Origin of the sequence: Psychroserpens sp. AS72, assembly GCF_038900375.1 — a bacterium.
Classification (GTDB): domain Bacteria; phylum Bacteroidota; class Bacteroidia; order Flavobacteriales; family Flavobacteriaceae; genus Psychroserpens.
Map to the genome: position 1 here is coordinate 1 of NZ_JBBMRC010000014.1, position 12,009 is coordinate 12,009.

Below are 12,009 nucleotides of genomic sequence, written 5' to 3' on the forward strand. Positions count from 1 at the left end.
TTTATTTTGTTGAGGATTTTTTTTGTTTTATACTTTAGTTTGATACATCCTTTAGATTCTTGTCTTTAAATGTTTGTTTTATAGTTTTTTGTTCAATTTATAGATAAATCTACTATCAATTTTACATAAAAACTTCTACAATTATCTTTCAATGTTATAACTTTAATTTTAATATCGAAATTTTCTAAATGGATATCAATAAGGAATTAGAATTAGCTTGGGATTTTGTTAATAATACAGATAGAAATGTTTTTCTAACAGGTAAAGCAGGCACAGGAAAAACTACTTTTTTACACAAACTAAAAATGAAGTCTTTAAAAAGAATGGTTGTTGTTGCTCCTACTGGTGTAGCTGCAATTAATGCTAAAGGTGTTACTATTCATTCATTTTTTCAAATGCCTTTTGGACCAATTTTACCTAATGAAGACTTGAAAGGTACGGGAGGTTTTAATAGAAAATTTAGTAAGACTAAAATCAATATTATTAAATCTATGGATTTATTAGTAATTGATGAAATATCCATGGTTAGAGCGGATTTACTAGATGGAATAGATAAAACTTTAAGGAAGTTTAGAAATAGAGATAAAGTTTTTGGAGGTGTACAGTTATTAATGATTGGTGATTTACAACAATTATCTCCTGTTATTAAAGATAATGAATGGTATTTACTAAAACCCTTTTACAATAATGCTTTCTTTTTTAGTAGTTTAGCGTATCAATCATGTCACGCACTTACGTTAGAACTCAAGCATATATACAGACAAGATAATCCAAAATTTATAGAGATCCTTAATGAGATAAGGACTAATATGTTGTCAGATAGTTCAGCAGTAGAGTTAAACAAAAGATATCAACCAAATTTTTCACCTACGGAAAACGAAGGTTATATCTCTTTAACTACTCATAATAGTAAAGCAGAAAGCACTAATAATACTGAACTAGATAAATTAAAGTCAAAATCTGTTAACTATATAGCAACTGTAGAAGGTAAATTTCCAGAATACTCATATCCAACAAAACAAGATTTGAGTTTGAAGGTAGGTGCACAGGTCATGTTTATTAAAAATGATAGTTCTTTAGAGAAGCGTTATTTTAATGGTAAAATAGGGAAAATTATTTTATTAGATGAAGATGAAGTTGTAGTTAAATGTCCAGATGACGATTTTAATATTATAGTATCTACAGAAATTTGGGAAAATATAAATTATACAGTAGATAAAGACACTAAAGCTATTACAGAAAATAAGATTGGTTCATACAAACAAATACCTTTAAGATTAGCTTGGTCCATAACTATACATAAAAGTCAAGGTTTAACTTTTGAAAAAGCTATTATTGATGCTCAAGGTGCTTTTGCACATGGTCAAACATACGTCGCATTAAGTAGGTGTAAAAGTTTGGATGGGCTGGTTTTGAAAAGTAAAATTAATTCGAGTCAAATTATAAGTGATGCTAATGTCCTTTCTTTTAATAAGAAATCAGAAGAAAATCAACCAAATGAAATTATCTTAAATCAATCGAAGTCAGTTTTTCAATTAAATTTGATTTCCGAAGTTTTTAATTTTTATAAATTTTTATACCCTTTAAACCGTATTTTGGATCTCTATTATAAAAATAAAGGTAGTATCGAGGGTAATATAGATTCACCAATAATAGTAATCAAAGATTGTGTCGCAAATTTACTTAAAGTTGCCAATGCTTTTAAAGCACAATTAAATGAATTGTGTATTGTTGGTCAATTACCAGAATCTAGTGAAGAGATACAACTTCGCTTTATAAAAGCTTTGAAATATTATAGTCAGCAGGTAGAAACGTATATATCTGAGCCTTATAATTCTTTTAGTTTTACGACTGATAATAAATCTATTGAAAATGATTTGTCAAAAGCTGTAGACTTATTTGATGAGTTATTAGCAACTAAACAATTATATTTTAAAGGCTTAGCTAGTGGTTTTAAAGTCAATGTTTTTTTAGAATTAAGAGCTAAATCTGTTTTCTTGGCAAAAGAAGCGCCAAAGAAACCTAGAAAAACAGTTGTTGATGGTACGACTAATGTTGAACTCTTTGAATTACTTAGGGAATTACGAAACACTATCGCTCAAAGAGAAGATCTTATCCATTATCAAATATTTACTCAAAAGGCATTATATGCCATGTGTGAAATACTTCCTATTACGAAAGCTGATTTAAAGCAAATTCACGGTATGGGCAAAACTAGGGTGGAGAAGTATGGTGCCGAAATTATAGAAGTTATTAGAGATTATTGCGATGAAAATGATATTGAAACAGCAATAGATAATGAAATTTTTGAAAAACCAGAGTCAAAACCAAAACAGAAAAAAGGTGAAACCAAGACAAAATCCTTAACTCTATTTCAAGATGGGAAATCTATTGAAGATATTTCTGATATAAGAAAATTAAATGTAAGTACTATTGTTGGACATCTAGCAAGTTTTATTCCTTCAGGAGAAATAAAAATTACGGATTTAATTTCCGAAGAACATTATAACGAACTAAAAGAAATTATTCCGAAAAAATCATTTGATAATCTTTCAGACCTAAAACATCAAATTGATGATAAGTATTCTTATGCTGAAATTAGATTAGTACTACAAGAATTAGAGACAACTTAAGATATTTAATTCTCAATAATTCGTTTTATTAGGCTGGCTTGTTCGGTATTTATTTCAACAATGTATACACCTGTAGGATAACCACTCAAATTTATTTCATTGTTTGTAGTAACTATCACACACTTTCCCAAAAGTGAAAATACGTGTATAGATTGTATGCTTTTATTCGATTGCACCATAACTTTTCCATTTGTTGGATTAGGAAAAATTGAGACTTCACTTTTAAAATTATTATCGTCAATATTTAAGCTTTCACCATCGAGCTTAACTACCCAAAAATCATAATAACCATTACTTCCGCTTACATCAAAATCATTTGAATTTGATGTTCCTGCCAAAATATAACCTCCATCGTTCGTTTGCTGAGCAGAATAATTATATTCTTCAATAGAACCGCCTAACGATTTGTCCCATATTATGTTACCATTAGGATCTAATTTAATAACCCAAAAATCCTTTACTAAATTAGAAGCTATAGAATAACTTATGTCTCCATCAATTGATTCTGTGAAACCTGAAATTACATAGTTGCCATCTAAAGTTTGGAAAATGGATGTGGCTTCTTCATCATCAGAACCTCCAAGTGCTCGTTGCCATTCTAGGTCTCCCATATTGTCTAACTTTACGACCCAAATGTCTGATTTACCGTGATAATTTGTTACATGTCCATCATTAGATCTTGTTGTTCCCGCTACTATATAACCACCATCTGAGGTTTGATAAATTGTTTGAGCAACATCTGTTCCTGTTCCTCCCAACAATTGATCCCACTCCACATTACCATTAGAATCAAATTTTTTAATCCAAAAATCAGTTTCAATACCAACTCCTGGTATCCCATATTTGGCAAAGCCAGCAGCTACATAGCCTCCATCACTCGTTTTTGTTACATCATGTGCAGCATCATTGTATTGGCCTCCATATATGGTATTTGCCCAATTGGAATCTATCTCACCTAAATTAGTCAATTTGGCGATCCAAAAATCGAATCCATTCCCATCTACCCCAACTAATCCAGCAGCTATATAACCACCATCTGCAGTCTGCTCAATTGATAAACCTCTATCATTATAACTAGAACTGCCATGAAATTTCCCCCATTCTAGAACTCCTGAGCTGTCGAGTTTTAATACCACAATATCTTCATATCCATTATGTCCAGTAATACCATTAAAATCATTAGATTCAGAAATACCAATAACAATGTATCCACCATCACTTGTTTGTTCGATGTCATAGGCTTTTTCATTCTCGCTACCTCCATAACTATGTTCCCAAATTAGATTGCCAAAAGCATCTAGTTTTACAATCCATATATCCTTTTTACCATTGTTTTCGCTCACGTCAAAATTTGCAGAACTAGAATGTCCTGCAACAATATATCCTCCATCTGTTGTTTGTTTTATAGCGTTTGCTTCATCGTAATTTTGGCCTCATAGATTTTTTTGCCATGCAATTTCTGGTTGGGCATTTATTGTTGTGAAAGGTAATAGACCTATTAAAATTAGTAGTAGATTTTTCATGACATTAAGTTTTTATGGTATTAAAGCTTTAGATTTTATTATAAATATTTAACTCGTCACTAATTCTATTAAATATTGAGTTTTATATTTATTGTGGTACATTATACTGGAACTCTCCATTGACAATATAAGTTTCCTCTATCTCTATGCCATTTTCTTCATGGACATCAACTGCTATGCCTTCAAAAGTTCCTTTAATATGAATTACATATATATCGTTATGTTCAATTTCTTCAACATTTACTGAAATGGATTTTGCTTCCATACCAACATCCTCAAATCCAAATAGCAAGTCAAAAGTTGGATGCCCATCTAATATTTCTACCAAACCTGTTCTTGCAGGAATGCTCATACCTACATTAATGCGTTGGTTTTGATCTACAAATAAGACCAATGCCGATTTTAGATTAGCCGATTCATCTTCAGGATATATATTGCCATAGGCCGTTACATTTGTATTATTTAAATCTTCGATGACAATGTTAAAAGTGTTATTGATCTGATTTCCTGCAACACTATAATTGATATAAGTACCTTGTTGCGAAAGACGATTAGAGTTATCATCATTTTTACTACATGATATAGTGATTAATGACATTAATATGATTAGTTTTATTGCATTTAGTCTACATTTCATAATGTTAGATTTATATATTAAACTTCACACCAGCCGCAATTACGAGTTGTCCAGTGTCTATGATGACATATTTTAGTTCTGTAAAAGGGATTATTTTATTACCAATTTTAAAATTAGCACCTCCACCCAAGTTGAGGCCTATACGACTGTCACTCGCTGAAAGATCATTGCCAAAAATGGAATCACCATCATATTCTACTTTTACGTTAGTATAGTTGAGACCTCCAATTCCATAAACATCAATGTTTTTTTTATCAATAAAATAATAATTAGCATTGGCGTTAAATTCAATCCAATTGATTTTTATGCCACTTTCATCTTTTGGCAAATAGTAAATAAAAGAGGGAGAGATAGTTAAATTTTCCAATATCGTGAATTCGGCATTGACACCTATTCCAATATTTTCTATTTCTGTTCCGTAAGCTAAGAAGCCTCCAATTTTTGTTTCTGTTTGTGCCTTAACCGTATATGAACTGGTAGTAAAAATTAACAGAGCTGTTACTAATAGACTTAATTTTTTCATAAAATACTGATTTACTGTTTACTATAGTTTTTATTAATTTAACATTGAAAAATGGTTATTTATTGGTTAATTTCAAACTCTCCGTTAATTGTATGTACATCTGCTTCAACAAGGTTATATCGATAAAAGGATCCAGCGAACGTCCCTTTACAATGAATTACGTTACTGCCGTTTAGTTCAAGTTCTGTTATTGTGATTGAAACCTCTTTTGCATAATAATTTTCTTCTGGTGATGTTAGTTTTATGGCTACATCACGGTCGTTAGGACCTCCTTGATACGTTATACTATGAGTACCTGTACTGTTAGGTGCAACGACTAAAAAATTATTTAATGAGAATGTCTTACCTATATAAAGTTGTATTTGGTCTTCAGGAAGGTCAGGATTTTCTTGAGTTGTATATAAACGACCAGTAGTGCTAAAATCGTCAGTTTCGACTTCATCTCTATATTCATAATTACCATTTGTATTAGGGCCTTGAATTGTGAATTCTGCGTAAGATATTGGATATTCATTGCTCTGTTGCTCATCGTCATTGTTACTGCATGTAAATAAGCTGATGCATAAGACTAATGTAATTAGTGTTTTAAATTGTGATATAGTTTTCATGTCTTTAATTTTATGGTTTTTATTTCTTATCATATTGAATGATTCGCTCCTTTTTTATATAATAAAACACTTTCGAATTACATTGCTATCTTATCTTCAAAAGTCAATTCCATTGTTTTAATTAAAATTTAAGTCAATAATTATTTGACTATAAATTGTTTTAACATATTCTTTTTTGTTGGATCTGGTACTTCAGAGATAAATGCATATTTGCCAGGTTTGAGATTTACTTTGAAATAACCAGTATTATTTTTTGGCATTTCTTGAATTCCTCCTAAAAAAGTAATTCCTTTTGGAGAAGGAGATATTAGTCCTTTTGGGTTAAACCAGTTCATCCAACTGTCTAATTCCTCAAGATCAGCCTCATCATTTAATTTTACTAAATGGATATCATGCCCTAAAAAGTGTTCGTGTGTTTTTTGATCAGTAAATGTTACAGCAATCGTTTGGTTACCTGCTGTATACGCATCGTCTGCTTTAATGCCATCTTCATAAGAAATACTTAGGTTTACCGTAGATTTAGGTTTTTCAGTATTACTTTTTGAGTCAGTAACTATTATTTCCTTATACATTCCCATAACTGAATGAAATTGCCCATTAGACATTTTTACATAACATTCCATTAAGTAATTTCCTGGTTCTAAATAAATGGTAGACTCTGAAGTTGTGTTTGGAGAAGTTAGACCAATTCCACCAGTAAAGATTACTTTAAAAAACCATGGAGGTAAACTACCAAAAGCCTCAATTCCTTCATCTGTTTTATCTATATTAATAAGATCCATGCCTTTTTTAAACACCGGAAATATTTGAGTTTTTGAATCTTTTAAATTTTTTCCTTCAGGATATTTTTCAAATACAATAAAATGAGTTTCATGAGAAAGGTTTTTATATTTAAAAGTATTCCAACCAGAGGCAATTGTATCTACAGTTTGTATTTCCATATTTTCTGTTCTAATTTCAATAGAATTATCAAGGGTTTGTAGTTTAGGTTCCTTAATTTCAGATTTACAGCTTATACAAATAACTATTAAAAGAAAGTTGAGTTTTATTATGTTTTGTAATCCTCTCATGGTATGTTTTGTTTAAGTACAATTAGTCTTTATAGATCATAATTCTTGATTAAAAGTAGAAGAAACGAATAGTAAAAAAATCGGTTAATTAATGTATTGCATTGAAAACCATGTGTTTTGTGGGATTTAAATTGTAAATTGTATGAAGTGATTTATTTTATACAATTTGCATACTAAACTTAAAATCTTACCATTGATGTACTAAAGTGATCCGTTCATGTAAATTGATATATAGAAAGAGAAGAATCTCTATACTTTTGATAAAAATGCAGGATGTTATATGATTAAAGCAGTTATAATAGATGATGAGTATAATGCCATTAAAAATTTGAAATGGGAAATTGAAAATTTTTGTGATGATGTAGAAGTTTGTGACACATTTACAAATCCTATTGAAGCTATTTCTGCTATAAATTATTTAAAGCCAAACTGTGTTTTTTTGGATATCGAAATGCCAGAAATGGATGGTTTTCAACTTTTAAATCAATTAACCTTTCGCGATTTTGATCTAATCATTACCACAGCATATGATAACTATGCCATTAAAGCCTTTAAAGAGCATGCTATAGATTATCTTCTAAAACCTATAGATTCTGAAGATCTTGAAGAGTCTATTTCACGTGTTCGCAAAAATCAAAGTCAAAATTCTTTAGGAGAAGAAGTGAAAAAAATAATAAAAAGCTTCTCGCCAACTCAACAGCCAAAGCGATTGGCTTTACCACTCATAGGTAAGACTGTTTATGTAAACATGGATGATATTATATTTTGCAAATCTAATGGTAATTACACTGAGATTCATTTGGCTAATAGCGAAAAAAAAATGTTGTCTAAAAACTTAAAAGATGTAGAGGTTAAAACCAATAATTCATTTTTTAGAGTACATAATTCCTATGTAGTAAATATTAATTATATAAAAGAGTTTGTGAAAAATGAAGGCCTTTATTTAGTACTGCAAAATGGTAATACAATACCAGTATCAAGGTCTAGAAAAAATGAATTGCTTCAATTATTAAATAGCTAAAATATTTTTTTGGAACAAGATTTAACATCCTATTTTTTTAACCATGCCATCCAAAATGGTTTTCTTGTCTTTACTTTAGGAATATTATTTATTCTTACGGTTTATCATTTTTTACTCTATTTTCAACATAAAGATAAACTGTATCTGTTATATAGTGGCTATACTTTTTTTATCATATTTTCACAATTACATCAACTTTCAGAAGGATTTTTATACCAACTTTTTTTACCTATAAAGCGTATTACTAATTTTCCAATGGTTGCTACAGAAATCTACTATATAATTTACGTCCTATTTGCATTCAAATTCCTAGATATAAAAGAACATTTGCCTAAATGGTACAAATGGAGTTTTAAAGCACTGAGTTTAATTATAGCCTATTGCATCATTATTTTTATCATTTATTTATTTAAAGCAGATTATAATATTTTATTAGAAGGGTATTTTTATTTCACTATTCCAATGACTGTTTTTGGGCTTATTATGTATATACCGTTTTTTAAGTTAAAAAGTCCACTAAAAAATTATGTAATTGTAGGCTCTCTTTTATTAATGATGTCCTCATTAGTGTCTTTAATTTATTATTTAGATTTAGTTAATCGAGGTCTAAGTCCCGAACCTGCCTTTAGTATTTTATACCTTGGATTTATACTTGAAAATATTTTGTTCTCATTAGGTTTAGGACATAAGCAGAAACTTATCTTAGAAGAAAGAAATCATTCGCAAAACATGTTGATAGAGAAACTTCAAGAAAATGAAAAATTAAAAGAAAAAATTCAGGAACAATTAGAACATGAAGTAGAATATTTAAATAAGCAAGCTGAAATTGAAAAGCTTGAAAACATAAAAATGAAATATGACAAAGAGTTTGCAGAACTAAAAGTATCTGCCTTAAGAAGTCAAATGAATCCTCATTTTATTTTTAATTCCTTAAATGCTATCAAACGATATATAATTGATAATGAAAAAGAAAATGCCGTTTTTTATTTAAATAAATTTTCCAAACTCATTAGAAAAATTTTAGCCTCAACTATGGAGAAAGAATCTTCATTAGCTGAAGAAATAGAAACTATGGAGCTATATGTTAATATTGAAAATATTAGGTTTAATAATACAATAGAATATAATACTAATATAGATGAATTCTTAAATACATCTACTATTAAAATCCCTTCATTAATATTACAGCCATTTATTGAGAACGCTCTGTGGCATGGGCTCTCGTTAAAAAAAGAAAATAAACAATTAACTTTAAATATTCAAAAAATTAATGATTTACAGCTTCAGATTGACATCATTGATAACGGTATTGGACGACAAAGATCAATGAAAATAAAACAAAATAAACTATTAAAACGCAACTCTGTTGGTATAAAACTATCTAAAGAACGCTTGAAGCATTTTAGTGAAAATTATGAAGGCAAATGGCAATTAACCTTTACAGATTTAATACATGAAAATATACCATGCGGAACAAAAGTCACACTATTAATTCCCCTAAAATTAAAATGAATAAAGCGCAATAATTTTGAGTGTAAAAAAACCTAACTTTATTAAAGTTAGGTTTAGTTAAAATTATTTAGTGAAGTTATTATCCTTTAATCAAACCTCTAGAAATTACAATTTTTTGAATTTCCGAAGTCCCTTCATAAATCTGTGTAATTTTTGCATCACGCATCAAACGTTCTACATGATAATCTTTAACAAAACCATTACCACCATGAATTTGTACAGCTTCAACAGTATGTGTCATTGCAACTTGAGATGCATATAATTTTGCCATAGCACTAGACATATCGTAATTATTTCCTTGATCTTTATCCCAAGCAGCTTTCATGACAAGCATACGTGCAGCTTCAATTTCGGTATGCATATCAGCTAACTTAAAGGCAATTGCTTGATGGTTACAAATTTCTGTACCAAAAGCTTTACGTTCTTTGGAGTATTTTAATGCTAATTCATAAGCACCTGCAGCAATTCCTAAAGCTTGTGCAGCAATACCAATACGTCCTCCAGATAATGTTTTCATAGCAAATCTAAATCCAGATCCATTAGCACCAATTCTATTTTCTTTAGGCACTTTTACATCATTAAATTGTAAGGTGTGTGTGTCACTTCCGCGAATTCCTAATTTGTCTTCTTTTGGTCCAATGTCAAATCCAGGCGTTCCTTTTTCAACAATAAAAGCATTAATACCATGAGAACCTTTATGTTTGTCAGTTTGTGCAATAACCAAGTAAACACCTGCTCTTCCACCATTTGTAATCCAGTTTTTTGTTCCGTTAAGTAAATAGTGATCACCTTTATCAATAGCAGTTGTTGTTTGTGACGTTGCATCACTTCCTGCTTCTGGTTCACTTAAACAAAAGGCACCTATTTGTTCTCCAGTAGCTAATTTTGTTAAATATTTTTGTTTTTGTTCTTCGTTACCGTAAGCTTCTAAACCATAGCAAACTAAAGAGTTGTTTACAGAAACCATTACAGAGGCAGATGCATCAATTTTAGAAAGTTCTTCCATAATTAATACATATGAGATGGCATCCATTCCGCTTCCTCCATATTTAGGATCCACCATAATACCCATAAACCCTAAATCACCCATTTTTCTCACAAGTTCATCAGGAAAGGTTTGTGCATTATCACGTTCTATAACGCCAGGAAGTAATTCGGTTTGTGCAAAATCACGAGCTGCATCGCGAATCATGATATGTTCTTCAGTTAAGCTAAAATCCATAGTCTAAAATAAATTATTGAATTGTTAAAAAATGATGGCAAAGATAAGTCTTTATTAGGAAAATTTCAATCGTTATAGTTATTTTTACAGAATATGATAAAATCCAGTTATAATATTGTTGGTGTAATGTCTGGGACATCTCTAGACGGAATTGATTTAGCACACATCACTTTCAAATTTGATAATTCATGGACATTCAAAATCCACAATGCTGAAACAATCTCATATACCGAATACTGGAAACTCAAACTCGCAAATCTTGTCAATTTAGATATAGAAACCCTAAAATCATTAGACCAAAATTATACGACGTATTTAGCAGAAATTATTAATGATTTTCTTCGGAAATATCAACTGCATAACATTGATGCCATTTGTTCTCATGGACATACAGCGTTGCATCAGCCAGAAAATAATCTAACCTACCAAATTGGTAATTTACCATCACTATCAAAATTAACAGGTCACACAGTTGTTTGTGATTTTAGAACTCAAGATGTGAAATTTAATGGACAAGGTGCGCCTTTAGTGCCAATAGGTGATCGTTTATTATTTTCAGAATACGACTATTGTATCAACTTAGGAGGCTTTGCAAATATCTCTTCGGAAATAGGCCAAACTAGAATAGCTTATGATATTTGCCCAGTAAATATTGTCATGAATCGATATGCAAATGTATTGGGTTTTGATTATGATAAAGGTGGAAACATTGCTAAATCAGGAACGATAGATCAAAAACTATTACAGCGTCTCAATGATTTAGACTTCTATTTAGAAAAGCCACCAAAATCTTTGGGTTTAGAATGGGTAGAATCTCAAATATTCCCAATATTGGAAGCTTCTAAAATTTCCGAAGAACACATTTTAAGAACCTTCATAGAACACATTGCCATACAAATAGCAAACGCTTTTACAACTCACTCTAAAGTGTTGTTTACAGGAGGCGGAACCTTTAATGACTTCCTATTAGAGCGCATTAAATCTCATAAAGAGTTTGAGCTGATACGACCTTCTACAGAAATTATAGAATACAAAGAAGCGCTCATTTTCGGACTTTTAGGTGTTTTAAAACTTAGAGGAGAAGTGAACTGTTTAGCGAGTGTAACTGGTGCAGATTATGATCATGCTTCTGGAGTGATATTTTATCCATAAAAATATACTAAAATTAATATAAAGCGATTTTTAGTTTTTTATATTTGTTCTAACTAACTAATATAAATTTTCTACAAATGAATCAACTTTAGCTACGCCATTTATTTA

Annotated in this window: 10 protein-coding genes; 4 read left to right on the plus strand and 6 right to left on the minus strand. The window is 30.2% G+C overall.

What is annotated here, in order from left to right:
* The first annotated feature begins 188 nt into the window (after positions 1 to 188).
* Positions 189 to 2,633 (plus strand): helix-turn-helix domain-containing protein, encoded by a 2,445-nt coding sequence (locus WNY78_RS17670; RefSeq protein ID WP_342874553.1) that lies wholly within the window; start codon positions 189 to 191, stop codon positions 2,631 to 2,633.
* Positions 2,634 to 2,638: 5 nt separating this feature from the next.
* Here WNY78_RS17670 and WNY78_RS17675 read toward each other — a convergent pair whose 3' ends face one another.
* The 5 genes from WNY78_RS17675 to WNY78_RS17695 form a co-directional block, all read right to left on the minus strand.
* Positions 2,639 to 3,976 carry a T9SS type A sorting domain-containing protein gene (locus WNY78_RS17675; protein WP_342874554.1) on the minus strand — a complete coding sequence of 446 codons (1,338 nt, stop codon included), beginning with the start codon at positions 3,974 to 3,976 and terminating at the stop codon, positions 2,639 to 2,641.
* Positions 3,977 to 4,244: 268 nt separating this feature from the next.
* Complete coding sequence (locus WNY78_RS17680) at positions 4,245 to 4,793, minus strand: hypothetical protein (protein WP_342874555.1); 549 nt, start codon at positions 4,791 to 4,793, stop codon at positions 4,245 to 4,247.
* 10 nt (positions 4,794 to 4,803) lie between these two features.
* On the minus strand, positions 4,804 to 5,316 hold the full coding sequence (locus tag WNY78_RS17685) for an outer membrane beta-barrel protein (RefSeq protein ID WP_342874556.1): 513 nt from the start codon (positions 5,314 to 5,316) through the stop codon (positions 4,804 to 4,806).
* A gap of 59 nt (positions 5,317 to 5,375) precedes the next feature.
* The gene (locus WNY78_RS17690; protein WP_342874557.1) at positions 5,376 to 5,924 is read right to left on the minus strand and encodes a hypothetical protein; all 549 of its coding nucleotides are present in this window, start codon (positions 5,922 to 5,924) and stop codon (positions 5,376 to 5,378) included.
* A 140-nt stretch (positions 5,925 to 6,064) separates the two neighbouring features.
* A complete protein-coding gene (locus WNY78_RS17695; protein ID WP_342874558.1) occupies positions 6,065 to 6,994 on the minus strand; it encodes a hypothetical protein in 930 nt (309 codons plus the stop codon).
* A 280-nt stretch (positions 6,995 to 7,274) separates the two neighbouring features.
* On the opposite strand from WNY78_RS17695, the gene WNY78_RS17700 reads away from it, so the two are divergent.
* Positions 7,275 to 8,015, plus strand: coding sequence for a LytTR family transcriptional regulator DNA-binding domain-containing protein (locus WNY78_RS17700; protein ID WP_342874559.1), 741 nt, complete (start codon positions 7,275 to 7,277; stop codon positions 8,013 to 8,015).
* 9 nt (positions 8,016 to 8,024) lie between these two features.
* Positions 8,025 to 9,527, plus strand: coding sequence for a histidine kinase (locus WNY78_RS17705; protein WP_342874560.1), 1,503 nt, complete (start codon positions 8,025 to 8,027; stop codon positions 9,525 to 9,527).
* A 79-nt stretch (positions 9,528 to 9,606) separates the two neighbouring features.
* On the opposite strand, the gene WNY78_RS17710 is transcribed toward WNY78_RS17705, so the two are convergent.
* A complete protein-coding gene (locus WNY78_RS17710) occupies positions 9,607 to 10,749 on the minus strand; it encodes an acyl-CoA dehydrogenase (RefSeq protein ID WP_342874561.1) in 1,143 nt (380 codons plus the stop codon).
* A 93-nt stretch (positions 10,750 to 10,842) separates the two neighbouring features.
* On the opposite strand from WNY78_RS17710, the gene WNY78_RS17715 reads away from it, so the two are divergent.
* On the plus strand, positions 10,843 to 11,901 hold the full coding sequence (locus tag WNY78_RS17715; RefSeq protein WP_342874562.1) for an anhydro-N-acetylmuramic acid kinase: 1,059 nt from the start codon (positions 10,843 to 10,845) through the stop codon (positions 11,899 to 11,901).
* Positions 11,902 to 12,009: the final 108 nt, after the last annotated feature.

Excerpts from the sequence above, each read along its gene's own strand:
- WNY78_RS17670 (WP_342874553.1), top strand. The coding sequence starts at position 189 with ATGGATATCAATAAGGAATTAGAATTAGCTTGGGATTTTGTTAATAAT.
- WNY78_RS17680 (WP_342874555.1), bottom strand. The coding sequence starts at position 4,793 with ATGAAATGTAGACTAAATGCAATAAAACTAATCATATTAATGTCATTA.
- WNY78_RS17685 (WP_342874556.1), bottom strand. The coding sequence starts at position 5,316 with ATGAAAAAATTAAGTCTATTAGTAACAGCTCTGTTAATTTTTACTACC.
- WNY78_RS17690 (WP_342874557.1), bottom strand. The coding sequence starts at position 5,924 with ATGAAAACTATATCACAATTTAAAACACTAATTACATTAGTCTTATGC.
- WNY78_RS17695 (WP_342874558.1), bottom strand. The coding sequence starts at position 6,994 with ATGAGAGGATTACAAAACATAATAAAACTCAACTTTCTTTTAATAGTT.
- WNY78_RS17700 (WP_342874559.1), top strand. The coding sequence starts at position 7,275 with ATGATTAAAGCAGTTATAATAGATGATGAGTATAATGCCATTAAAAAT.
- WNY78_RS17710 (WP_342874561.1), bottom strand. The coding sequence starts at position 10,749 with ATGGATTTTAGCTTAACTGAAGAACATATCATGATTCGCGATGCAGCT.
- WNY78_RS17715 (WP_342874562.1), top strand. The coding sequence starts at position 10,843 with ATGATAAAATCCAGTTATAATATTGTTGGTGTAATGTCTGGGACATCT.